At 72.9% G+C, this 22,269-nt stretch carries 21 protein-coding genes and 1 pseudogene; 6 read left to right on the top strand and 16 right to left on the bottom strand.

The window, feature by feature from the left end:
* Nucleotides 1-8 precede the first annotated feature (8 nt).
* The 3 genes from ACFC1T_RS16520 to ACFC1T_RS16510 all read right to left on the bottom strand — a co-directional run bounded on the left by ACFC1T_RS16520 (nucleotide 9) and on the right by ACFC1T_RS16510 (nucleotide 3,014).
* Complete coding sequence (locus ACFC1T_RS16520; protein ID WP_360239135.1) at nucleotides 9-368, bottom strand: NADH-quinone oxidoreductase subunit A; 360 nt, start codon at nucleotides 366-368, stop codon at nucleotides 9-11.
* A gap of 826 nt (nucleotides 369-1,194) precedes the next feature.
* On the bottom strand, nucleotides 1,195-1,890 hold the full coding sequence (locus ACFC1T_RS16515) for a response regulator (protein ID WP_375888967.1): 696 nt from the start codon (nucleotides 1,888-1,890) through the stop codon (nucleotides 1,195-1,197).
* The gene (locus tag ACFC1T_RS16510) at nucleotides 1,887-3,014 is read right to left on the bottom strand and encodes a sensor histidine kinase (protein ID WP_375888965.1); all 1,128 of its coding nucleotides are present in this window, start codon (nucleotides 3,012-3,014) and stop codon (nucleotides 1,887-1,889) included. The genes ACFC1T_RS16515 and ACFC1T_RS16510 overlap by 4 nt, the downstream gene beginning before the upstream one ends.
* A gap of 195 nt (nucleotides 3,015-3,209) precedes the next feature.
* On the opposite strand from ACFC1T_RS16510, the gene ACFC1T_RS16505 reads away from it, so the two are divergent.
* A complete protein-coding gene (locus ACFC1T_RS16505; RefSeq protein WP_375888964.1) occupies nucleotides 3,210-3,794 on the top strand; it encodes a hypothetical protein in 585 nt (194 codons plus the stop codon).
* 13 nt (nucleotides 3,795-3,807) lie between these two features.
* Here ACFC1T_RS16505 and ACFC1T_RS16500 read toward each other — a convergent pair whose 3' ends face one another.
* Both ACFC1T_RS16500 and ACFC1T_RS16495 read right to left on the bottom strand, forming a co-directional pair.
* Nucleotides 3,808-4,767, bottom strand: a complete 960-nt coding sequence (locus ACFC1T_RS16500; RefSeq protein ID WP_375888961.1) for a DMT family transporter — start codon at nucleotides 4,765-4,767, stop codon at nucleotides 3,808-3,810.
* Nucleotides 4,768-4,943: 176 nt separating this feature from the next.
* Nucleotides 4,944-5,609 carry a CatB-related O-acetyltransferase gene (locus tag ACFC1T_RS16495; protein WP_375888959.1) on the bottom strand — a complete coding sequence of 222 codons (666 nt, stop codon included), beginning with the start codon at nucleotides 5,607-5,609 and terminating at the stop codon, nucleotides 4,944-4,946.
* Between the two features lie 94 nt (nucleotides 5,610-5,703).
* Here ACFC1T_RS16495 and ACFC1T_RS16490 point away from each other — a divergent pair, with 94 nt between their 5' ends.
* From ACFC1T_RS16490 to ACFC1T_RS16480, 3 genes are all read left to right on the top strand, one after another.
* Entirely contained in the window at nucleotides 5,704-6,348 is a 645-nt protein-coding gene (locus ACFC1T_RS16490) for a TetR/AcrR family transcriptional regulator (protein WP_375888958.1), read from the top strand.
* Between the two features lie 84 nt (nucleotides 6,349-6,432).
* On the top strand, nucleotides 6,433-7,143 hold the full coding sequence (locus ACFC1T_RS16485) for a peptidylprolyl isomerase (RefSeq protein WP_375888956.1): 711 nt from the start codon (nucleotides 6,433-6,435) through the stop codon (nucleotides 7,141-7,143).
* 139 nt (nucleotides 7,144-7,282) lie between these two features.
* Nucleotides 7,283-7,714, top strand: a complete 432-nt coding sequence (locus ACFC1T_RS16480; protein ID WP_375888953.1) for a MazG-like family protein — start codon at nucleotides 7,283-7,285, stop codon at nucleotides 7,712-7,714.
* 88 nt (nucleotides 7,715-7,802) lie between these two features.
* Here ACFC1T_RS16480 and ACFC1T_RS16475 read toward each other — a convergent pair whose 3' ends face one another.
* The 7 genes from ACFC1T_RS16475 to ACFC1T_RS16445 all read right to left on the bottom strand — a co-directional run bounded on the left by ACFC1T_RS16475 (nucleotide 7,803) and on the right by ACFC1T_RS16445 (nucleotide 16,052).
* On the bottom strand, nucleotides 7,803-9,092 hold the full coding sequence (locus tag ACFC1T_RS16475; RefSeq protein ID WP_375889202.1) for a geranylgeranyl reductase family protein: 1,290 nt from the start codon (nucleotides 9,090-9,092) through the stop codon (nucleotides 7,803-7,805).
* 143 nt (nucleotides 9,093-9,235) lie between these two features.
* Nucleotides 9,236-9,931, bottom strand: coding sequence for a demethylmenaquinone methyltransferase (locus tag ACFC1T_RS16470; protein ID WP_375888950.1), 696 nt, complete (start codon nucleotides 9,929-9,931; stop codon nucleotides 9,236-9,238).
* 70 nt (nucleotides 9,932-10,001) lie between these two features.
* Entirely contained in the window at nucleotides 10,002-10,589 is a 588-nt protein-coding gene (locus ACFC1T_RS16465) for a hypothetical protein (protein ID WP_375888948.1), read from the bottom strand.
* A gap of 332 nt (nucleotides 10,590-10,921) precedes the next feature.
* Complete coding sequence (locus ACFC1T_RS16460; protein ID WP_375888945.1) at nucleotides 10,922-11,587, bottom strand: hypothetical protein; 666 nt, start codon at nucleotides 11,585-11,587, stop codon at nucleotides 10,922-10,924.
* Nucleotides 11,588-11,639: 52 nt separating this feature from the next.
* Nucleotides 11,640-12,863 carry a cyclic dehypoxanthinyl futalosine synthase gene (gene mqnC / locus ACFC1T_RS16455; protein WP_375888942.1) on the bottom strand — a complete coding sequence of 408 codons (1,224 nt, stop codon included), beginning with the start codon at nucleotides 12,861-12,863 and terminating at the stop codon, nucleotides 11,640-11,642.
* Between the two features lie 192 nt (nucleotides 12,864-13,055).
* Entirely contained in the window at nucleotides 13,056-14,837 is a 1,782-nt protein-coding gene (locus ACFC1T_RS16450) for a serine/threonine-protein kinase (RefSeq protein ID WP_375888939.1), read from the bottom strand.
* A 303-nt stretch (nucleotides 14,838-15,140) separates the two neighbouring features.
* Nucleotides 15,141-16,052: a menaquinone biosynthetic enzyme MqnA/MqnD family protein gene (locus ACFC1T_RS16445; protein ID WP_375888937.1), complete on the bottom strand. Its 912-nt coding sequence runs from the start codon at nucleotides 16,050-16,052 to the stop codon at nucleotides 15,141-15,143.
* A gap of 454 nt (nucleotides 16,053-16,506) precedes the next feature.
* Here ACFC1T_RS16445 and ACFC1T_RS16440 point away from each other — a divergent pair, with 454 nt between their 5' ends.
* A complete protein-coding gene (locus tag ACFC1T_RS16440) occupies nucleotides 16,507-16,710 on the top strand; it encodes a cold-shock protein (RefSeq protein WP_030287184.1) in 204 nt (67 codons plus the stop codon).
* Nucleotides 16,711-16,998: 288 nt separating this feature from the next.
* Here ACFC1T_RS16440 and ACFC1T_RS16435 read toward each other — a convergent pair whose 3' ends face one another.
* Entirely contained in the window at nucleotides 16,999-18,324 is a 1,326-nt protein-coding gene (locus ACFC1T_RS16435) for a dicarboxylate/amino acid:cation symporter (RefSeq protein WP_375888933.1), read from the bottom strand.
* Between the two features lie 462 nt (nucleotides 18,325-18,786).
* On the opposite strand from ACFC1T_RS16435, the gene ACFC1T_RS16430 reads away from it, so the two are divergent.
* A complete protein-coding gene (locus tag ACFC1T_RS16430) occupies nucleotides 18,787-19,995 on the top strand; it encodes an MFS transporter (RefSeq protein ID WP_375888930.1) in 1,209 nt (402 codons plus the stop codon).
* Nucleotides 19,996-20,363: 368 nt separating this feature from the next.
* Here ACFC1T_RS16430 and ACFC1T_RS16425 read toward each other — a convergent pair.
* From ACFC1T_RS16425 to ACFC1T_RS16415, 3 genes and pseudogenes are all read right to left on the bottom strand, one after another.
* A pseudogene (locus ACFC1T_RS16425) lies at nucleotides 20,364-20,906 on the bottom strand (SdrD B-like domain-containing protein); the annotation flags it as partial.
* A gap of 8 nt (nucleotides 20,907-20,914) precedes the next feature.
* A complete protein-coding gene (locus ACFC1T_RS16420) occupies nucleotides 20,915-21,064 on the bottom strand; it encodes a hypothetical protein (RefSeq protein WP_375888928.1) in 150 nt (49 codons plus the stop codon).
* A 37-nt stretch (nucleotides 21,065-21,101) separates the two neighbouring features.
* Nucleotides 21,102-22,265 (bottom strand): LacI family DNA-binding transcriptional regulator, encoded by a 1,164-nt coding sequence (locus ACFC1T_RS16415; protein ID WP_375888925.1) that lies wholly within the window; start codon nucleotides 22,263-22,265, stop codon nucleotides 21,102-21,104.
* Nucleotides 22,266-22,269: the final 4 nt, after the last annotated feature.

Below are 22,269 nucleotides of genomic sequence, written 5' to 3'. Positions count from 1 at the left end.
CCCCTGCCTCAGTCCCACTCCAGGCCGCCGCGACGCCAGACGTAGGCGTACGCGACGAAGACGGTGGCGATGAACAGGAGCATCTCGACCAGCCCGAAGAGCCCCAGGGAGTCGAAGGTCACCGCCCAGGGGTAGAGGAAGACGATCTCGATGTCGAAGACGATGAAGAGCATCGCCGTCAGGTAGTACTTGATCGGGAACCGACCGCCGCCCACGGGCTGCGGGGTCGGCTCGATGCCGCACTCGTACGCCTCCAACTTGGCCCGGTTGTAGCGCTTGGGGCCGGTGAGTGAGGCCATCACGACGGAACCGACCGCGAACGCCGCCGCGATGGCACCGAGTACGAGGATCGGCGCGTAGGCATTCATAGCCCCCGCTCCCTCCGTCCAGTCGTCCTTGACTGCAGATCGGAACCGGCGGGTCACACTGAGGTGAACCCGCGTTCCAGTTCCCGAGATCCACCTCATGTGAGGCAGTTCACAAAGCCTGGAACGAGCGCATCCTATGCCCGGTGGCTTGTGATCTGCGACACGCAGTTCATCGTCATCTTTGTGATCTACGCCACCATGTGAATGGTGGCGAATGTGAACATGCCCAGAGTTGTCAACGCAAAGGAGTCAAATGGTCACAAGCAGTCGCATTTACCTGGGAAGCGGCTGGTCAGGGGCGTATTCCTATATCAACTATGCTCCGGGGATGGCAAATTTCGGGGCGTCATGTTGACGTGTTATAGCGGCTCACTCGGAGGGGTGGTGGGGGGAGGAACGCTTGCTTGACCCTTTGTTCACAAGCGCGCGATGTTGCCGTGGGGGTCTCCCCTCCCCCTCCCCCTCCCCCTCCCCCTCCCGCCCGCCGCCCGCCGCCCGCCGCCCGCCGCCCGCCGCCCGCCGCCAGGGTTGCCCACCTGCTGCCGGTGTCACCTGCGCTGGACCGGCCGGTCCCAGCGCGGGGCTGCTGCGCGCTCGCAGCCCTGGCAGCCTGTGGGCCCCTGGGGGCCGCCCTCCTCCTCCGCCTCCGCTTCACCCGCCGCCCTCGCGGCTCCGCCTCCCGTGTAGGCAGGCCCAACTTCCTGCTGCGGCCCTCGAATCCCTCGGCCCGCCTCCTCCTCCGCCCTGCCTCCCTCTCGCTCTCGGGCCCCGCTCTGGCGCAGGCCTCGTCCGTCGTTCCGCTCTCGCCCTTGGGGCCAGGGGCCAGCTACCGGTTGCCGACTGCCTGTTCCCACACCCAGGCCGCGATGCCCACCCGGTTACGGGCACCGAGCTTGCGCTGGATGTTGGCGAGGTGGTTCTTCACCGTTCCCGGTGAGATGAAGAGCCCAGCGCCGATCTCGGCGTTGGTCGCTCCATCGGCCACCAGCTCAGCGATCTCCTTTTCCCTCTCGGTCAGTTCTTCCACCGGGCCGGCTATCGACGGGCCCGGCACGCCTCCCCCGCCCGCGGCCCCAGGCGTCGGCGTGGCGCCCGGCAGTGCCATGTGCTGCAACAGCCGAACGGTCACCTGCGGACTGATCAACGCATCCCCGGCCATCGCCGCCCTGACCGCCTCGATCAACAGGACCGGCCCCGAGCGCTTGAGCAGGAAGCCCGCCGCACCGTGCCGCAAGGCCGTGTGCACGTACTCGTCCAGGTCGAAGGTCGTCACCACGATCACCTTGCACTGACCGGCGAGTTGCCGCGTGACCTCCAGGCCGTCGAGCTTCGGCATCCGGATGTCCGCGAGCACCACGTCCGGCCGCAGCCTGTTCGCTTCCTGTACCGCCGCGGCACCGTCCGCCGCCTCCGCCACCACCGTCATGTCCGGCTGAACGTCCAGGATCATCCTGAACGCGCTGCGGATGTCCGCCTGGTCATCGGCGACCAGGATCCGGATCGGCTTTGCGCTGCTGCTCATCCGCTCTTCTCCCCTGCACCCGCACTCGTCCTCATCGGGGTCTCCGGCCGCTCCGGTTCCTCCCGCTCCGCCAGCGGCAGCCTCGCCGTCACACGCCACGCCTGCCGCTCATGCACTCCCGCCTCGAAGGTGCCGCCGAGCGCCTCCACCCGCGCGGCCAGACCAGGCATTCCGCTGCCACCCCCACGCCGGGGCCGACTGGCCGCCCCCGCCGGCCGACCGTCGTTCGTCACGGTCAGCTCCAGCCACTCGCCGACACGGCGCGCCCGGACGTCGACCCGTCCGGCGCCCTGGGCGTGCCGCCGGACATTCGTCAGCGCCTCGACGACGATCCGGTGGACCGTCCCTCCCAGCTCCCTCGGAACCGGCTGCTCCGGCAGTTCCAGCCGGACCTCGGGGCCGCCCGCGGCGGTGAACCGCTCGGCCACCTCCGCGAGTTCCGACAGCCCCGGCTGTGGGCCACGCCCGGTCCCCTCCTCCGTGCGCAGCAGCTGGACCGTCCGGTCCAGTGATGCCAGGGCCCGCTGCCCGGCCTGCTCTATCCGTTCGAACATGGCGACCGCACGGGCCGGGTCGACCGAGGCCAGGTAAGCACCGGCCTGGGCCTGGGCCACCATGCCGCTGACGTCGTGCGCCACGAAGTCGTGGAGATCGTGGGCCAGTTCGAGCCGCTGGGCCCGCCTGGCCTCGACCACCGCCTTGGTGCGTCCCTCGTCCAGGCCCCTCAGGTAGAGCCCGATCAGGACGGCCGGCAGGGAGAGCGCCGAGCCGAAGCCGAAGATCGTGAGGACGTCCCCGGGCCCTTCGACGAACGCGAACCTGGTCAGCCAGAGGGCGACCGCTGCGCATGCCGTCCAGGCCGCCAGTGCGCACCGCGGACCGTCCTCGGTGCGCAGGGTGATGACCACCGACAGCAGCAGGACGGCCAGTTCGACCAGTCCGAGCAGCCCGGCCCAGCGGTCGTCCTCCATCCAGCGGCCGAGGACCCAGACGGCGGCCGTGACCACCGCCGAGGACGCCCCGAGCGCCAAGGTCACGGCTGCCGCGCCGCGGCGGCCCCGCGCCGACCAGGCGGGCAGTGCCAGGACCAGGACGACCCCGGACAGGATCTGAGTCATCGTCATCACCTCTCCTCGACTCTTCGACTGCCGTCACATTACGGCGCGGGAGGGGCGGCACACCTGTGCCGATCGGCACATTTCAAAGGGCAGTTGAGCAGGAGGAAAAGCCCGATCGGCATCTGCCGCCGGCCCTTCCCGAGCGCCAGTCTTGAGTCATCGCACCGGCCACGGGGCCGGAGCCGAAGGGAGTGCACCGCCATGTCGAAGCTCATGATCAATGCCCGTCTGTCCGACCACCGGATCGGCCCGGTCGACACGGTCGTGCCGGACGTACCACCAGCCCCGCGCTGGGCCCGGATCGCCGCCGCGGCCGCCGCGCTCAGCACGGTTCCCTCGGGACTGTGGCGGATCGTCTTCGGCTTCGACGTCCCGCTCGGTTTCAGCGGGGCGACAGCTGCGGCGTACGCGGCGCACCAGCCGGGCTGGGGCACGGTCTACTGCGTGGCGCTGAGTGCGCTGGCGGAGGGGCTGGCGTTCCTGACCGTGGGCCTGGTCCGGCCCTGGGGGCAGGTGGCTCCGCGCTGGATCCCGCTGATAGGCGGCCGACGGGTGCGCCCCCTGTTCGCCGTCGTTCCGGCCTTCTCGGGCGCACTCGTCCTGACCGGGCTGGGGCTGTTCGCCCTGTTCGGCGGCTGGGCCGGGAACCTGGCCGAGTCGGATTCGCCGCACGGCCTCAGCGCCCTGGTGATGACTCTCGCCTACCTGCCCCTGGTCGCCTGGGGTCCGCTACTGGGCGCGGTCACGGTCGACTACGCCCGCCGGACTCTGTGGCGGCGCCGGTGACAGGGGCCTCGGGTCAGACCGGGGCCGGCTCCGGGCTCGGCTGCCCCGCCTCGGGTGCGCTCGCGGCCGGGAGCGGCGCAGGGGCGGTCCGCCGCCCCCACTCGGTCGCGATCAGCACCAGGGCTGCGCCGAGCAGGGCGAGCGGGCCCATCCGGTTCCCGGCCACGGTGAGGCCGAAGACGGCGGCCCACAGCGGTTCGGTGCCGAGCAGCAGGCTCACCCGGGACGGCGAGGTGGCCCGGACGGCCCACATCTGGACGAAGAAGGCGAACAGGGTGCAGAACAGGGACAGATGCAGCAGCCAGGCCCACTGGCCGGCCCCGTACGAGCGGGCGATGGTCCAGGGAGCGGGCCCGACGGAGAGCGCGACCACGGTGAACACCGTGGTGGCCGAGGCGAGTTGGACCCAGGTGACGGCCAGCATGTCGGTGTGGCGGACGGCTCGGGCACGGGCCGTCGCCAAGACGTACGCCGAGCGGACGAGGGCGGCGCCGAGCACCAGCAGGTCGCCGAGGGTCGGAGGGCGCAGCCCGCCGTCGCCGGTGAGCAGGGCTACGCCGAGGACGGCCAGCCCGGCGGCCGCGAGGAAGGCCCGCGGCGGTGCGGTCCGGGCGAGGGCGCTCTCGCCGAGCGGGGTGAGCACCATCGCGAGGCTGATGATCAGCCCGGCATTGGTCGCTGAGGTGTGCACGGCGCCGTAGGTCTCCAGCAGGAAGATCCCACTGAGGACCAGGCCCAGCGTGGCGCCGCCGAGCCATTCGGCGCGGCTCAGCTTCCGCAGGGAGCGCCAGGCGACCAGCCCGAGCAGCGGCAGCACCAGCCCGAAGCGCAGGACGAGCATCGCCACGACCGTCTCCGGGTCGGCCACCCGCTGGACAGCGAGGAAGCTCGATCCCCACACCACTGCCACGAGCAGGACCGGTAGATCGCGAAGGATCGATGAGGACGAGAACGAGGACAGGGAGGCGCGCATGAGGAGGATCCCTCCGTACGAACGGAACCGGCGGGTGCGAGGACCGTACGGCGTCGGACGGACCCGGGAGCTGGGCGTGTGGCTCAGCGGGGGACGGGGCGAGGGGTGGAGCACGGGGGCGCCATCTTCGCGCACCGGGCCGCCGATGATCAATGCCCCCGACGGGCGCCGGCGGGTCAGGAGGCGAGCAGACCGTTCGTCTCGGCGATGTCCTCGATGTCGGCTGGAGTACCGGACATGATGGCGCGGACGTGCTCGGTGACGAGCTCGGTCGGCCAGTCCCACCAGGCGGCGCGGAGGAGGCGTTCGATGTCGGCGTCGTCGAAGCGGCGTCGGATCGGGCGGGCGGGGTTGCCGCCGACGATCGTGTAGGGCTCGACGTCGGCGGTGACCACCGCACCGGCCGCGATGATCGCTCCGTCGCCGATCCGGACGCCCGGCAGGACGGTGGCGCCGAAGCCGAACCAGACGTCGCTGCCGACCACGGTGTCACCGCGGCTGGGCAGGCCCGTGACGATGTCGAGGGTCTGCTCGGTCCAGCTGCCGCCGAACATCGTGAAGGGGAAGGTGGAGACGCCGATGGCCGGGTGGGCCGCCCCGGCCATCAGGAAGCGGGTGCCGGTGGCGATCGCGCAGTACTTGCCGATCACCAGCCGTTCGGGGCCGTAGGCGTAGAGGACGTTGCGCTCCTCGAAGCGGGTGGCTCCGTCAGGGTCGTCGAAGTACGTGTACTCGCCGACCTGGATCCTCGGGTCAGTGACGAGCGGGCGCAGCAGGACCACTCGGTCGTGGCCGGCGAGCGGGTGGAGGGCGGTCGGGTCGGGGATGGCACGGGTGGTCACACAGGCTCCTCTCGTAATGCGACTTGAGTCGCATTACGATGAGCATGGCACGACCGCCACCCCACAGCAAGCCTTAATGCGACAGGAGTCGACTTTGAGCGAGGCCACCACTCCCGACCGGCAGTCGCCCCGCACGCCCACCCCGCGCCCGGGCGGGCGCAGCGCCCGGGTCCGCGCGGAGGTGGTCACCGCCACGCTCGCCGAGGTCACCGAGAAGGGGTACGACGGACTCACCGCCGAGGCGGTCGCCACACGCTCCGGCGTCCACAAGGCGACTCTCTACCGGCGGTGGGGCGGAGTGGACGGCCTGATCGCCGACGCCCTGACCGCCTCCGCCGACCAGCCCTGGCCGCTGCCCGACACCGGAGACCTCCAGGAGGACCTCCGCCGCATCACCCAGGAGGTGTTCAGCGTCTTCACCGGCCCGGAGCGGGGTTCCACGCCCACCGCGCTGATCTCCGCCGCCCAACGCTCCGACGTCGGCGCGACCGCCCTGCGCGGGTTCTTCGCGGCCCGCCACCGCCAGGCCGCCGAGGTCGCCGAACGGGCCATTGCGCGGGGAGAGCTGCCCGTCGGGACGGACGGCGTCGAGGTGATCAGGGCCGCCACGGCCCCGCTCTACTACCGGCTGTTCGTCACCGGCGAACCGCTGGACGCCAGCACCGCCGAACGGGCCGCCGACGTCGCCGCCCTCGCCGCCCGGGCCGGTCTGTTCACGCCCACCCCGAAGGAGAACTGACACCACGTCACCATCGACAGCCGAAGGAGTACCGGCCGCCCCAGCCCCCTACCGAAGACCCACCCGGCCGTGGATGATTCCTCCATGACAAGCATGCCGTCCACCACCCCCCGGAAGGCCCGTCACGTGAAGCGCAAGCACTGGGCGCTGGTCGCCGCCGCCACCGTCCTCCCGCTCGCGGCGAGCACCGGCACGGCCGTCGCGGCCCCCTCCGGCGCCACCCCCGCCCCGAGCGCGGCCTGCACCTACACACCGGCCGTCCCGGCCGACAACTTCAAGGGCATCCCGGTCTTCGACGCCGCGAAGGCGGCCCGCCCCTACCAGGCGACCGTGCGCACCAACCAGGGCCCGATCACCTTCGAGGCACTGACCGACAAGGCGCCCTGCACCACCTTCTCGTTCCGCTTCCTCGCCGAGCACGACTACTTCGACCGCAGCCACTGCCACCGGCTCACCACCCAGCGGATCTACGTGTTGCAGTGCGGCGACCCGACCGGGACGGGCAGCGGCGGTCCGGGCTACTCCTTCCCGGACGAGAACCTGACCGGCGCCACCTACCCGGCCGGCACCGTGGCCATGGCCAACGCCGGTCCGAACACCAACGGCAGCCAGTTCTTCATCGTCTGGAAGGACACCAAGCTCTCCCCCGCCTACACCCCGTTCGGCCGGGTGACGGCCGGCCTGGACGTCCTGCAGAAGATCGCCGCCGCAGGCGAGGACGACCAGAACGGCCCGGGCGACGGATTCCCGAACGTCCCCGTGAACATCCGCCACGTGAAGATCGGCAAGCGCTGATCCACCGGCCGGGCAGGCGAGCAGGCGAACACAAGGGGGTGGACCGGGCGGCACCGGTCCGGCGCGCAGCGGTCCGGCCCGCCCCCTCGCCGCTCCCGTACGGTGGCAGCACCACCGACACCGCAGGGAGCAGCACCGCATGGACAGCCGGATCTGGGAGAGCGTCGACCACCTGGTCGCGTGGCTGGACGATCAGAGCACCCAGTCGCCGCAGGAGGAGCGCCTGCTGCGGCTGCTCAAGCTCTCCGAGGAGATCGGCGAGGTCGGCGCCGCGGTGATCGGCGCGACCGGGCAGAACCCGCGCAAGGGCGTCACCCACACCTGGGAGGACGTCCAGCACGAGCTCTGCGACGTCGTGTTCAGCGCCCTGGTCGCCCTGCGGACGCTCACCCCCGACGCGGCCCGGGTGTTCGACGAGCGCCTCGCCTACGTCGAACAGCGCTCCGCCGCCTCCCGCGACACGGCGGAGCAGGAGACGGCGGAACAAGATCCCTCAACGCGGGGGACGACGGAACAGGGGACGGGGGCCCAGGGGACGGGGGCCCAGAGGACGGCACCGAAGTCGCCCTGAACAGCGCCGCCCCGAGCACCCGGCACCCCGAGCACCCCCGGCACCCCGCCGCCCCGAGCACCCCCGCCGCCCCGCTCGCCCCGCCACCTCAGGCGTTCGGCGCGACCCTCGCCAGCCCGTTGATCACGCGGTCCATCGCGTCGCCGCCCTGCGGGTCGGTGAGGTTGGCGAGCAGCTTGAGGGTGAAGCGCATCAGGAGCGGGCGCGGCAGGCCGTGCTGGGCGGCGAGCTGCATCACCTTGGGGTTGCCGATGAGCTTCACGAAGGCGCGGCCGAGCGTGTAGTAGCCGCCGTACACGTCCTTGAGGATGCGCGGGTAGGCCTGCAGGGCGCGCTCGCGGCCGCCCTCGGTGACGCGGGCGTGGGCCTGCACGATGACGCCGGCGGCGATCTGGCCGGATTCCATCGCGTAGGCGATGCCCTCGCCGTTGAACGGGTTGACCATGCCGCCCGCGTCGCCGACCAGCAGCAGGCCGCGGGTGTAGTGCGGCTGCCGGTTGAAGGCCATCGGCAGGGCGGCGCCGCGGATCGGCTCGGTCATGTTCTCGGGGGTGTAGCCCCACTCGGCGGGCATGCTCGCGCACCAGGCCTTGAGCACCTCGCGCCAGTCGAGTTCACCGAAGGCGGGCGAGGAGTTGAGGATGCCGAGGCCGACGTTGGAGGTGCCGTCGCCCATGCCGAAGACCCAGCCGTAGCCGGGGAGCAGCTTGCGCTGGTCGCCGCGGGTGTCCCACAGCTCCAGCCAGGACTCCAGGTAGTCGTCGTCGTGGCGCGGCGAGTTGAAGTAGGTGCGGTAGGCGACGCCCATCGGGCGGTCCTCGCGGCGGTGCAGGCCCATGGCGAGGGAGAGCCGGGTGGAGTTGCCGTCCGCGGCGACGACCAGCGGGGCGCGGAAGGTGACCGGTCGCTTCTCCTCACCGAGCTTGGCGGTGACGCCGACGATCCGGCCGGTGCGCTCGTCCAGGACCGGGCCGCTGACGTTGCAGCGCTCGTAGAGCCGAGCGCCGGCCTTCTCGGCCTGACGGGCGAGCAGTTCGTCGAAGTCGGCGCGCTTGCGGACCAGGCCGTAGTCGGGGAAGGAGGCCAGCTCGGGCCAGTCCAGCTCCAGCCGGACGCCGCCGCCGATGATGCGCAGGCCCTTGTTGTGCAGCCAGCCGTTCTCGGTGGAGACGTCGATGCCCATGTCCACCAGCTGCTTGGTGGCACGCGGGGTGAGGCCGTCGCCGCAGACCTTCTCGCGCGGGAAGGCGGTCTTCTCCAGCAGCAGGACGTCCAGTCCGGCCTGGGCGAGGTAGTACGCCGTGGTGGCACCGGCCGGGCCCGCGCCGACCACGATGACGTCGGCGGTGCTCTCGACCGTGCTGTCCGGCTTCGTCAGATCGGCTGCGGTCTCGGACACGTGGACACACTCCTGGAGCTGCGGCGGGGGATGGCGGCTTTTGTCTCCGGCAGTCTAGTTCCGCTCACGCTGCCGGAGACTCCTGCGGTCCCCGTGCTCCGCCGCGTACCGCCCCCCTGCGGCTACGCCTGCTTGTACCCGCGGTGCAGCGCGACGATCCCGCCGGTCAGGTTCCGCCAGGCGACCTTGGACCAGCCGCTCTCCTGCATCCGGGAGGCCAGCGTGGGCTGGTCCGGCCAGACCCGGATGGACTCGGCGAGGTACACGTACGCGTCCGGGTTGCTGCTGACGGCGGTGGCGACGGGCGGCAGCGCGCGCATCAGGTACTCGGTGTAGACGGTCCGGAACGGCGTCCAGGTCGGCGTGGAGAACTCGCAGATCACCAGCTTGCCGCCGGGCTTGGTGACCCGGTGCATCTCGCGCAGCGCCGCCTCGGTCTCCTGGACGTTGCGCAGCGCGAAGGAGATCGTCACCGAGTCGAAGGCGTCGTCCGCGAACGGGAGCCGGGTGGCGTCGCCGGCGGTGAGCGGCAGCTCGGGGTGGCGGCGCTTGCCCTCGGTGAGCATGCCGACCGAGAAATCGCACGGGACGACGTCGGCCCCGGCCTCGGCGAAGGGCAGCGAGGAGGTGCCGGTGCCGGCTCCGAGGTCGAGCACGAGGTCCCCCGGTCCCGCGGCCACCGCCTCGGCCACCGCCCGGCGCCAGGCGCGGGCCTGGCCGAGGGAGAGCACGTCGTTGGTGAGGTCGTACTTGGCCGCGACGTCGTCGAACATGGCGGCGACTTCGTGCGGCTGCTTGTCCAGGGAGGCTCGGGTCACGCCCCCCATTGTTCACCCTGCGACGGCTGCCCCGACCAACGGGGGCTCGGTGCGATCCGCCGACGGGGGCTCAGTGCGATCCGCGCCGCCCGCCCGCGCGACGGCGGCGGCGCGAGCGCTTGCCCTGGGTGATCGCGGGCATCCCCTCGGCCAGGGCGCCGGTCGCCATGGCCAGGTTGGCGCTGAGCCGGCCCTGCCCGCCGCGGACGGCGACGGCCCGCCGGTGGCGCCGGATGCGCAGCATGCAGATCACGAACAGCACGACGGCGACGGGCACGCTGAACCGGGCCAGGCCGACACCGACGGGCTGCGGGTAGGTGTCGCCGCAGATCCGGACGGCGCCCGGGTCGTCGGCCGCGTGTTCCAGGCAGACGGCGTCGCCGAGCCTGATGCCGTCGGCGAGCGGCAGCGCGGCGGCGGTGTGCGGCTGACCGCTGACCTTGTAGCTGACGGCGCTGTAGGTGCCGCCGCCGGTCGGCAGCTGGGTGACGACGCCCTCGACCCTGACCGGGTGGGCCGCGATCCGGTCGGCCTGGTCGGCCTGGCGCCAACCGAGCAGGCACATCCCGACGGCCAGCACGGCGCTGAGCACGGCGGCGAGGTACCAACCACGGCCCATCCGCGGGGTTCGCGGCGGGGGGACGGTCGCGGTTCGCATGGTTCCTGTCCTGGCTTGCCTCCGGGGCCTGGGACACGGCCCCGCCGCCCGCGGGCACGGGTGGTGGTGTGGTGAGGGTACGGAGTGAGCTGTCCGGGATCGTATCCGCTGGCGGGCCCTCAGGTCACGGTGAAGGGACAATCACCCCCCTGGGAGGGCACGGCAGTTCGGGTGCACACGAAGGAAGTCCCCCGCACGGCAAGGCAATCCGCCTACTGATGGGTACGTCACACCGGAGGGCTCACGACCGCCTCCGCCCGCCGACCGTCACCCCTTCGAGCCGCCCCGCAAGCGACCCGGTGAGCGACCCGGCAGGCCGCCCCCGCGGGCGGTCACCTCCGCCGGTACACCAACCGCCCGGCCAGCACGGTCGCCAGGCACCCACCGGCCGCCGGCCGGACCCCGCCCTCCTGTGCCTCCTCCGCCGCCACCGGGAACACCACGAAGTCCGCCCGCCCACCGGCCGCGACCCGCCCGTGCACGGCCCGGGCGAGCGGCAGCACCGCCAACGGGTCCAGCAGGCCCGCCCCTTCGCCCAGCTCCCCAGCCCCCGACACCCCCGGCCCCGGCAACGCCACCAGCCCCGACCGCGCCACCGCCGTCCGCACCGCGGGCCGCGCGAACGGCCCGGCCACCGCCGTCACGCCGAACCCGAGCATCCGCTGCAGGCCGCGCCGCGCACTGGCTCCGTACCGGGCCTCGTCGGTGCAGCCGACCAGCCCGTCCATGACCGGCTCGACGCCGATCTCCTCCCGCGGGTCCGGGTGGTAGTCCCGTTCCAGCAGCCGCTGCCCGCAGGGGTTGCGCAGGCCGGGCGCGAGCAGGGCCCGGCCCCAGTCCCGGACCCGGGCCGACGGATGGTCCGCCGCCAGGTCCGCGTACGGGCCGACGGCCTCGACCAGTTCGCCGCGCACCACCACCGCCCCGTCGGCGAAGGACGGGGCGGTGGGTGCGGCGGGGTCGGGCAGCAGGAACTCGGCCCGGTGCAGGGTCAGCACGGCGTCGACCGGAGCGGTCTCGGGTGTCCGTGGTCCTCGGTCGTCCGGGGCCTCAGCCGTTGTCCAGGATCTTGAGCTCGGGGTGCGCCGTGCCGCCCTCGATCGCCGTGGAGGCGATGTGCGAGGCGACCCGGGGGTCGACCGGGTCGTTGGCCGGGTCGTCCAGCACCCGCAGGTGCTCGTAGGTGGTGGCGCGCTGCGCCGGTACGCGGTCGGCGGCGCGGATGAGGTGGATCAGCTCGGTGAGGTTGGAGCGGTGCTTGGCACCGGCCGCCGAGACGACGTTCTCCTCCAGCATCACGGAGCCCAGGTCGTCGGCGCCGTAGTGCAGCGACAGCTGTCCCGCCTCCTTGCCGGTGGTGAGCCAGGAGCCCTGGATGTGGGCGATGTTGTCGAGGAACAGGCGGGCGATCGCGATCATCCGCAGGTACTCGAAGACGGTGGCCTGGGTCGAGCCCTTGAGGTGGTTGTTCTGCGGCTGGTAGGTGTACGGGATGAAGGCGCGGAAGCCGCCGGTGCGGTCCTGCACCTCGCGGATCATCCGCAGGTGCTCGATCCGCTCGGCGTTGGTCTCGCCGGTGCCCATCAGCATGGTGGAGGTGGACTCCACGCCGAGGCCGTGCGCGGCCTCCATGATCTCCAGCCAGCGCTCGCCGGACTCCTTGAGCGGGGCGATCGCCTTGCGCGGCCGCTCGGGGAGCAGCTCGGCGCCGGCGCCAGCGAAGGAGTCCAGGCCCGCCTTGTGGATCCGGGTGATGGCCTCCTCGATGGAGACGCCCGAGATCCGGGACATGTGCTCGACCTCGGAGGCGCCCAGCGAGTGGATCACCAGCTGGGGGAAGTCGGCCTTGATCGCCGAGAAGGCGCGCTCGTAGTACTCGACGCCGTAGTCCGGGTGGTGGCCGCCCTGGAACATGATCTGGGTGCCGCCCAGCTCGACCGTCTCGGCGCAGCGGCGCAGGATCTCGTCGAGCTCGCGGGACCAGCCCTTGTCGCTCTTCGGCGGCACGTAGAAGGCGCAGAACTTGCACGCCGTCACGCAGACGTTGGTGTAGTTGATGTTGCGCTCGATGATGTACGTCGCGATGTGCTCGGTACCCGCGTAGCGGCGGCGGCGCACCGCGTCGGCGGCGGAGCCGAGCGCGTGCAGCGGCGCCGAGCGGTAGAGCTCCAGCGCCTCCTCCGGGGTGATCCGGCCGCCGGCGGCGGCCCGGTCGAGCACGGCCTGCAGGTCGGTGCTGGACGCATCGAGGGTGGTCGCTGCGAGCTCGGTCACCTGGCGGCCTTCTCTCTCTCAAGTGCAACTCGGGTACGGCCGAACCAGCCTACGCCAGGCCTTTCGGACGCCCGCGTCAGCCCGCTGAACTGCGCCTCGACCCGTCCCACCGGGCCGCCCGCAGCGACCCGCCACCGAACCGCACCGGCCCGCACCGGCCCGCAGCGACCCGCCGCGAGCCGCACCGACCCGCTACCGACCCGCCGAGCCGGTCCTGCGCAGGGTGCCGGCCGGGTTCCCGGCGGCCGGGTCGGCGGAGGTGAAGCGGATCGTCCCGTCGGACCGCAGGCTCAGGGTCTCCGTGTTGGAGCCGCCGGTGCAGGCACCGGGGAGGGAGGAGCGCACCAGCCGGGACCGGAACACCAGCTCGGTGCCGGAGACCGACGTGAGCGTCCAGGCGCCCTCGCAGCTGATCGAGATCAGCCCGGAGACACCGTTGTGGCTGGTGGTGGCCTCCTGGCCGATCGCCGCCTGGCGGACGGTGAGCGTGGTGGTGCCGCCGGGCAGCCCCTTGTCGGTGACCATGTCGCCGCTCCAGGTGCCCAGGAACGCCGCGGGCACCGCCCCCGGCCCACCCGTCCCGGACGGCGGGGCCGCCCCGGACGCCGCCCCGGACGCCGCCGTGGAAGGAGACACCGGCTCGGAGGGCGACGCCCCCTCCGTCCCACCCGGCACGAAGGCCCCCGGCGACGCGACGGCCTGGCCCGGGTCCACGGACGGCACGGGCACCGGCCCCAGGGTCGGCACCGACACCACCGGCTCGGACGGCCCGGTCATCGCGTACCACCCGTACCCGGCGCCCCCGAGCACCGCGACCACCAGCACCGCCGCCACCGTGGTTCCTGCCCGGCGGCGCCGACGGGCGAGCCCCTGCTCCTCCCCCGTCCCGGCCGGGTAGCTGCACAGCGGCAGCAGCCCGTCCCCCTCCCCCTCCCCCTCCCCTTCTCCTGACGCCGACCCCGCCCCCGACGCAGCTCCGGACACCGCCGCCACATCCTGCGCCGACGCCCACGTCGACGTGTACGACGCGTCCGGCGCGTCCGGCGCGTCCGGCGGCGCCTCCCCCTGCGCCCCCTCCAGGTCCAGCAGCTCCACCGCGCTGCGCCCCACCCCGGCCGCCAGCGCCGGCGGCAGCCAGTCGCCCCGCCCGAGCAGGGCGGCGGCCGCGCCGTCCGGGTCGAGGCGGGCGGCCAGTTGCCGCGGGGTGGGCCGGGCGGCCGGGTCCTTGGCGAGGCAGTCGAGGACGACCGCCCGCAGCGCCTCGGGCAGTCCGGTGACGTCCGGTTCCTCGTGGAGCACCCGGTAGAGCAGGACGGCCGCGCTGACGTCCGCTCCGAAGGGGTGGACCCCGGTGGCGGCGAAGGCCAGGACGGCGCCGAGCGAGAAGACGTCCCCGGCCGGTCCGGCCGGCTGCCCGTTCGCCTGTTCGGGCGACATGAAGCCGGGCGAGCCCACCACATAACCCGAACGGGTGAAACCACTGGTCGCGTCCAGGGCCCGGGCGATCCCGAAGTCGATCAGCCGCGGGCCGTCCAGCGTGAGCAGCACGTTGGAGGGTTTGACGTCGCGGTGCACCAGGCCGAGCCCGTGCACATGGGCGAGTGCCCCGGCGAGCCCGACGCCGAGGGCGCGGACGGCGGCCTCCGGCAGCGGGCCGTGTGCCCGGACGGCGTCGGCGAGTGCGGGACCCGCGACGTAGCCGGTGGCGACCCAGGGCTGCTCGCCCTCGGTGTCGGCGTCCAGGACGGGGGCGGTCCAGGCACCGCCGACCCGTCGGGCGGCGGCCACCTCCTGCCGGAACCTGGCGCGGAACTCGGCGTCGTCCGCGAGTTCGGCCCGGACCACCTTGACGGCGACGGTGCGCCCGCCGGCCGTCCGGCCGAGGTAGACCCGGCCCATCCCGCCCGAGCCGAGCCGTCGCAACAGCCGATAGGCGCCCACCTGGCGCGGATCGTCCGACCCCAGTGCCCGCATGCCCCGCACGCTCCCCTCGCCCACCCCGCACCCGCGCGGGACCCCGCCGGACGCACCTCGGGAGCAGACCGTACCGGGCCGGACCGACCCGCCGCCCGGCTCGCCGCCCGACCCGCCCGCAGGCCGGACCGACGGCCCGACCGCCGCGCCCCGCCGGACCAGCGCGAACACCGTCCGCACCCCCGCGAACGCGCCGTCCACACCCCCGCGAACGCGGCGGCCGCACCCCACGCGAAGGGGCCGGCCGCACCACCACCGTGGTCCGGCCGGCCCCTCCCGCGGACGGCGGGACGGAGGCGGACCCTACGGCCCGACCGGCAGCGCCGCCGGCTCCAGCAGCCGCACCGTCACGTCCGGCGCGAAGCCGCTGTCGTGGGCGACCCGCCGGGCGAACTCGGCGACCCCGGCGAGCTGCCGCCCGCCGAGCGAGAAGTCGAGCGCCTCGCTGAAGTACCGCTCCAGCACGTCCGCCCCGATGGTCTCCCAACGGGCGGCCTGCTCGGCCACCTTGGCGGCCTCGACCAGCGAGAGGTCCCGCGACTCCAGGAAGGCCCGGTGGACGGCCGCGGTGAGCTCGGGGCAGCGTTCGGCGAACTCGCGGCGCACGGCCCAGACCGCGAAGACGAACGGCAGTCCGGTCCACTCCTTCCACATCTCGCCGAGGTCGTGGACGGTCAGCCCGAGGTCGGCGGCCTGGCCGAGGTAGGCGCGCAGGGCCGGGTCGCCGATCAGGACGGCGGCGTCGGCCTCGGCGAGCATCGCGCTGAGGTCCGGGGGGCAGGTGAAGTAGTCGGGGCGCACGCCCTCCCGCTCCTCCAGGAGCAGGCGGGCGAGCCGGACGGAGGTGCGGCTGGTGGAGCCGAGGGCGACCCGGCGGCCGTCGAGGTCGGCGAGCGGCACCTTGCTCACGATCAGGCAGGACATCACCGGGCCGTCGCTGCCGACCGCGATGTCGGGCAGGACCAGCAGGTCCTCGGCGTTGCGCAGGTACTCCACGCAGGTGATCGGGCCGATGTCGAGGGAGCCGCCGACGAGCTGGTCGCTCAGCTTCTCCGGGGTGTCCTTGGTGAGGTCGAGGTCGAGCAGGTTGCCGGTCCTGGCGAGGCCCCAGTAGAGGGGGACGCAGTTCAGGAACTGAATGTGGCCGACCCTCGGCCTGACCGGGGTGGTCTCCTGGTGCTCGGGCTCCCGCGTTTGTCCGTCCGGTGCTGCCACTGCGGCGCTCCCTTGCTGTTCGTGCGCTTCCCCACGGCGCTGTTCGTGCGTTTCACCGCAGCGTATGCCTGCTGTTCGCGACGGCTCGCACCGGCCACCCGACACGCGCGCGGGCGCTTCCGGACCGGCGCGCGGGCGCCTCCCGGCGGACTCGTGCGGGCCCCCAACACGCCTGCCCGCGCCCGTAACCAGCCCCGTCGGGGGGCCTACGACACGCGTCGTCCGAAGGGCAAGTGACCCCTGGTCGTCACAGCGGCCGCATGCTAGCGTTGCCCTCAGTTGCAGTTTGATTCCCCTTGCAGTACTTGAAGCCTGCGGAGCATGTAACCGCGGGCTTTTTGTAGTTTTTCAGCAATATCGAAAAACTTCGGACTCGTCCGGAGGCAGGGCGATCAGCGCAGCGGACCGGGGACCACACGGTGTGGCCCCCGACACGCATCGCAAGGAGAACGGCATGGCTCAGGGAACCGTCAAGTGGTTCAACGCTGAGAAGGGCTTCGGCTTCATCGCCCAGGAGGGCGGCGGCCCCGACGTCTTCGTCCACTACTCCGCCATCAATGCGAACGGCTTCCGTTCGCTGGAGGAGAACCAGGCGGTCACCTTCGACGTCACCCAGGGTCCGAAGGGCCCGCAGGCGGAGAACGTCACCGCCGTCTGATCATCCTCTGATGTTCTGATCGCTCGGGACCCTTCGGGTCCGCCGGCGGCTCCCGGCAGCCGTCACCATGAGCACAAGAGCAGCACCCAAGGGGGCCTGCCCATCGCGGCGGGCCCCCTGCCTTTTCCCGGCAGACGGGGAGGGGCAGGAGAAGGCCGAAGGGCCCTCCCCCGTGAACCGGGAGAGGGCCCTTCGTGTCGCACCGATCGCACCGACGATCGAACGGCGTGCCGAGAATCAGGCAGCGCGATCGGCCGGCGTGCCGACGATCAGCCGGCGTGCCGAGGATCAGGCAGCGACCGGAACCGCGGCCTTCGGCGCGTCCTCCTCGTACAGGTCCCCGGAGGGGTTGTTGTACGCGGCCACGTCCAGGATCCGCTCCCGCGCCGCGACCACGACCGGCACGACCACCTGGCCGGCGACGTTGGTGGCGGTGCGCATCATGTCCAGGATCGGGTCGATGGCCAGCAGCAGGCCGACGCCCTCCAGCGGCAGGCCCAGGGTGGACAGGGTCAGCGTCAGCATGATGATCGCGCCGGTGAGGCCCGCGGTGGCGGCCGAGCCGACGACCGAGACGAAGGCGATCAGGATGTAGTCCTTGATGCCCAGTTCGATGTTGTAGACCTGGGCGACGAAGATCGCGGCGACGGCCGGGTAGATCGAGGCGCAGCCGTCCATCTTGGTGGTGGCGCCGAACGGCACGGAGAACGAGGCGTACTCGCTCGGGACGCCGAGGCGCTCGGTGACGCGGCGGGTGACCGGCAGGGTGCCGACCGAGGAGCGGGAGACGAAGGCCAGCTGGATGGCGGGCCAGGCGCCCTTGAAGAAGTGCAGCGGGTTGAGGCCCGCGGCGAAGCGCAGCACCAGCGAGTAGACGACGAACAGCACCAGGGCGCAGCCGACGTAGATGTCGAGGGTCAGCGTGGCGAAGGGCTTGAGCAGGTCCCAGCCGTACTTGGCGACGGACTTGCCGATCAGGCCGAGGGTGCCGAGCGGGGAGAGCCGGATGACCCACCACAGCGCGGTCTGGGTCAGCTCCAGCACGGTCTCGCTGAGCTTGAGGACCGGCTCGGCCTTGGTGCCGAGCTTGATGATCGCGGCGCCGACCACGACCGCCATGAAGACGATCTGCAGCACGTTCACCTTGACGAAGGCGTCGACGATGTTGGTCGGGAAGATCCCGGTCAGGAAGTCGATCCAGGTGCCCTTGGAGTCGAGCGCCTTGAGGCCGTCGGTCTTGAGGTTGGTGCCCTGGCCGGGGTTGGTCAGCAGGCCCAGGCCCAGGCCGATGCCGACCGCGATCAGCGAGGTGATCATGAACCAGAGCAGCGTGCGGGTGGCCAGGCGGGCCGCGTTGGTGACGTTGCGCAGGTTGGCGACGCTCACCACGATCGCGGTGAAGACCAGCGGCGGCACGGCCAGCTTGAGCAGCTGGACGAAGATCTTGCCGATCGTCTCCAGGGTGGTGGCCAGCCAGGAGACGTCGGCGGCGCGGGCCAGGTAGCCGAGGCCGACGCCGAGCACGAGGCCGGCGACGATCTGCACCCAGAACGGTGTCTTGCGGATGCGGGTGAGCAGGGACGGCGACGAGGTCGCCTCGGGCGCTGTGGACATGGGGGTGCGACTCCGGGGGAGGGCGTTGCTGGCGGTGGGGCGGGGCGGAGGCGGCGGCACGGCTCGGGGCCGGACGGGGAGAGGTCACGGACCCCGGTCAGGGGCGTGCCGCCGCGATACAGCTCATGGCTGCGCAGCTCATGGCGCGACAACGGCGCGGGCTGTCCACAGCACCGTTCAGCGCACCCGGGCGGGCGGCGCCGGGCAGCGGGCCCGGGCCGTGCATCCGCAGTGCGTCTGAGGTGGTCACGGCCGATACGTTAGCAGTAAAGGTTTGAGATGTTCAAAGTACTTGTTTGAGATCGAGCCACGGCCACTCCCCGCCCGGCAGTGAGATCCGGACACGAACGAAGCTGACGCCCCATCAGCCCCACCTTCCGGTCGGATTGACCGAATGGCAGTTATACGTATAACTTTGACGGCGTCCCCACCCTCCCCTGCCCTGACCGGAGAAGACCACCGATGGGCTACCTCGCCCTGCTCCGCGCCCCGCACGTCTCCCGACTCCTGCTCGGCACCCTGCTCGGCCGCCTGCCCGCCGGTATGACCGCCCTGGTGATCGCCCTCGCCCTGCGCGAGGCCGGCGTCCCGTACGGCCGGATCGGACTGGCCACCTCCGTGTACGCGCTCGCCGCCGCCGTCGGCGGGCCAGTGCTCGGCCGGATCGTCGACCGCACCGGCCAGCCGCGCGTCCTGCTCGCCTCCGCCGTGGTGGCCGGCGGCGGGTACGCGCTGCTCGCCCTCGCCCCCGGCTCGCCGCTCGCCGCGCCGCTCGGCGCCGCCGTCGCCGGCCTGGCGATGCCGCCACTGGAACCCTGCCTGCGCTCGCTCTGGCCGAACGTGGTCGACGAGGAGCAGCTCGACACCGCGTACGCCTTCGACTCCGCCTCCCAGCAGATCCTCTACGTGGCCGGACCGCTGGCCGTGGCCGGGATCGCCGGCCTGTTCAGCCCGGTCGCCGCGCTCTGGGTGGCCGCCGGACTCGGACTGGCCGGTGCACTGGTGGTCGCCACCACCGCACCGGCCCGGGCCTGGCGCGCCCCCGCCCGCGACCACTCCGCCGGACTGCTCGGCCCGCTGCGCTCCCCCGGCCTGGTCCTGCTGCTGGTCGGACTCGCCGGAGCCGGCTGGGCGGTCGGCGCGCAGAACGTCCTGTTCATCGCCTACGCCGAGCAGCACGCCGACGGCCTGCCCGGCGGCGGGGGCACCCTGCTGGCACTGGCCGCGCTCGGCGGCCTGCTCGGCGCGCTCGCCTACGGCATGGTCACCTGGCGGCAGAGCACCGCGACCCGCACCTGGCTGATGGCCCTCGCCATGGCCGCCTCCTACCTGCCGCTGGTCACCCTGCCCGGCCCGTACCCGATGGCCGCACTGGCCTTCCTCTCCGGCGTCATGCTGGCCCCGCTGCTGGCGGCCGCCTTCGTCCTGGTCGCTGAACTGGCCCCGACCGGGACGGTCACCGAGGCCTTCGCCTGGCTGGTGACCCTGTTCGCCACCGGCAACTCGCTCGGCTACGCGGTCTCCGGCCACCTCGCCGAGGGATCGCTGCGCCCGGTCGCGGTGTGCGCGGCCGGCGGGATCACCCTGGGCGGCCTGGTGCTGTTCGGCGCCCGGCGCTGGTTCCGCGGCGCGCCGGTGGCGCCGCTCGCCGAACCCGTCCCGGTGGGCTGACCCCCCACCCCACAGACGACTGCGCCCGCCGGGGTCTGGCCGGCGGGCGCAGTCATGTCCTCCGTTCGTTCGGTTACGGCGAGCAGCAGCGGGAGCATCCCGTTGCCGCCGGTACCGGGCAGCTGTCCGCCACCGTGGGTCCACGAGGGCGACGGGGTGCGCGTGGGCGTGGGCGTGCGCGTGTGCGTGTGCGTCGGGGTGTGCGTCGGCGTGCCGGGCTCACTCGTGGTCGGGCTCCCGCTCGGCGACGGACTGTGGGTCGGGCTCGGCGAGGCGGACGGAGACGGCGACGGTGACGGCGACCCGGTCGGGGAGGGCGAGTTCGTCGGCGAAGGCGACGGAGAACTCGCCGGCACCACCCCCATGTCCAGGTCCAGGTCCCGCCGTCCGCCCTCCAGCCGCACCGTCTGGGTGATCCCCGTCGCCGGGTCGGCGTCCGAGTCCAGCGCCGGGTCCGTACCGGCGTGGCGCACGGTGGCCTTCGCCCCGTCCGGGATGGTCGTCAGGCCGAAGCGCACCGCGTACTCCCCGTCCGGCAGCTTGTCGAACAGGTAGTGCCCGCTCGTGTCGGTGACGGTGGTGACGGGCTTGCCCGTCCGGTCCCGGACCGGCTGCCCCGTTCCGTCCAGCAGTGCGACCCGTACGCCCGGCACGCCGGCGGCGCCGGGCTTCTGGATGCCGCTGCCGTCGCGGTCGAGCCAGACGAAGTCGCCGAGCGCGTTGTTCGGCAGGACGGGCGCGGTCACGCCGACGCCGACCTTGGCGGGCTCGGCGGGCTCGGCGGGCTCGGCGGGCTCGGCGGGCTCGGCGGGCTCGGCGGGCAGCAGCGGACTGCCGCCGGAGTCGGTGGCGGTGTAGGCGAAGCTGTTCCAGGCGAAGTCGGCGTTGCCGGCGTCGACCGAGGCGACCATCGGCCAGGTCAGGTCAGGTCAGGGTGAACACCCCTCCGGGCGCTGGCGTCGCAGGGGCCGGGCACGGTGATGGCGCCGGTGACGCACGGGTCGGGCGAGGTGGTGTACTCGATCACCACGGTCGGGTCGCTGGAGGTCAGCGGCTGGTTTTCACTCATTGGGACCATCCCGGCAGGGCGGCAGCACGAGCGGCCGTCAGGTCGCTTCCGGGTTCGGGACCTGGGACGGGGACGGAGCCGGGGCCGGGGCCGTCGAGGAGCGCAGCACCAGCGAGGTGGCCAGCGGCGCGACCGGTTCCACCCGCTCGCCGGCCAGCAGTCCGGCGAGCGCGGCCGCCCCCGCCCGGCCCAGCTCCTCGCCGGGCAGGTCGACGGTGGTCAGCGGCGGGGCGAGCAGCCCGGAGACGGCGACGTTGTCCATGCCGACCACCGACAGGTCGTCCGGCACCCGCAACCCCCGCTCGGCGGCGGCCTGGTAGACCCCGGAGGCGACCACGTCGTCGTCGCAGATCACCGCGCGCGGACGGTCCGCCCGTTCCAGCAGCTCCCCCGCCACGCTCCGCGCGGCCGCGTGACCGTCGTTCAGGCTCACACCCAACTCCACTACGTCCAGGCCGAGTTCGCGCACGGCCTGTTCGAAGGCGGCCTGCCGGACCCGGAACGTGTACGCGGCGTGGGTGGACCGCAGGTGCCCGATCCGACGGTGCCCCAGAGCGGCCAGGTGCTCGACGGCGGCCCGCATCCCGCCGGCCACGTCGAGCTCGACGGTCGGGCGCGCCCGGTCGGTGCCGGGGTCGGCGTCCAGGAAGACGGCGGGGGTGTCCGGCGGCAGCTCGCCGAGCTGGCTGTCGTCCGGGGAGCAGATCAGCAGACCGTCGAAGCGGCCCGCGGTGGCGGCCTCGGCCAGGGTCGCGCTGCCCCAGCCCGAGCTGACCACGACCGCCAGGCCGTGCCGGCCGGCCTCGTGGTGGACGCCCTCCAGCACCCGGCCGAAGAACGGGCCCTGGAGGTTGGGCACGGCAAGCATGATCATTCCGCTGCGGCCCAGCCGCAGCTGCCGGCCGGCGGCCTGCGGGCGGTAGCCCAGGCTGCGGGCGGCCTCACGGACCCGCGCCCGGGTCGCCTCGGAGACCCGGCGACCGGCCTCGGCGCCGGAGAAGACCAGCGACACGGTGGCCTGGGAGACCCCGGCCAGCCTGGCCACGTCCCGCCCGGTGGGCCTGCGCACGGGCGCCGGCCACGTCCCGGCGGCACGCCCGGTGCCGGCGCCGGTGCTGGCGTCGGTCTCGGTATCGGTCTCGGCGCCGGTGTCAGTGCCGATGCCCGTGCTCGGGTGCGGATCGGCGGGTACCGCGGGCACGTTC

Origin of the sequence: Kitasatospora sp. NPDC056076 (assembly GCF_042266305.1) — a bacterium.
Lineage (GTDB): Bacteria > Actinomycetota > Actinomycetes > Streptomycetales > Streptomycetaceae > Kitasatospora.
Note: the sequence above shows the minus strand (reverse complement) of the source record. Positions and strands in the feature narration are given on the sequence as shown.

Bases quoted from the DNA above. Each gene is read 5' to 3' on its own strand.
- ACFC1T_RS16520 (WP_360239135.1), bottom strand. From the start codon at position 368: ATGAATGCCTACGCGCCGATCCTCGTACTCGGTGCCATCGCGGCGGCG.
- ACFC1T_RS16515 (WP_375888967.1), bottom strand. From the start codon at position 1,890: ATGAGCAGCAGCGCAAAGCCGATCCGGATCCTGGTCGCCGATGACCAG.
- ACFC1T_RS16510 (WP_375888965.1), bottom strand. From the start codon at position 3,014: ATGACGATGACTCAGATCCTGTCCGGGGTCGTCCTGGTCCTGGCACTG.
- ACFC1T_RS16505 (WP_375888964.1), top strand. From the start codon at position 3,210: ATGTCGAAGCTCATGATCAATGCCCGTCTGTCCGACCACCGGATCGGC.
- ACFC1T_RS16500 (WP_375888961.1), bottom strand. From the start codon at position 4,767: ATGCGCGCCTCCCTGTCCTCGTTCTCGTCCTCATCGATCCTTCGCGAT.
- ACFC1T_RS16485 (WP_375888956.1), top strand. From the start codon at position 6,433: ATGACAAGCATGCCGTCCACCACCCCCCGGAAGGCCCGTCACGTGAAG.
- ACFC1T_RS16480 (WP_375888953.1), top strand. From the start codon at position 7,283: ATGGACAGCCGGATCTGGGAGAGCGTCGACCACCTGGTCGCGTGGCTG.
- ACFC1T_RS16465 (WP_375888948.1), bottom strand. From the start codon at position 10,589: ATGCGAACCGCGACCGTCCCCCCGCCGCGAACCCCGCGGATGGGCCGT.
- ACFC1T_RS16450 (WP_375888939.1), bottom strand. From the start codon at position 14,837: ATGCGGGCACTGGGGTCGGACGATCCGCGCCAGGTGGGCGCCTATCGG.
- ACFC1T_RS16440 (WP_030287184.1), top strand. From the start codon at position 16,507: ATGGCTCAGGGAACCGTCAAGTGGTTCAACGCTGAGAAGGGCTTCGGC.
- ACFC1T_RS16435 (WP_375888933.1), bottom strand. From the start codon at position 18,324: ATGTCCACAGCGCCCGAGGCGACCTCGTCGCCGTCCCTGCTCACCCGC.
- ACFC1T_RS16430 (WP_375888930.1), top strand. From the start codon at position 18,787: ATGGGCTACCTCGCCCTGCTCCGCGCCCCGCACGTCTCCCGACTCCTG.
- ACFC1T_RS16420 (WP_375888928.1), bottom strand. From the start codon at position 21,064: ATGAGTGAAAACCAGCCGCTGACCTCCAGCGACCCGACCGTGGTGATC.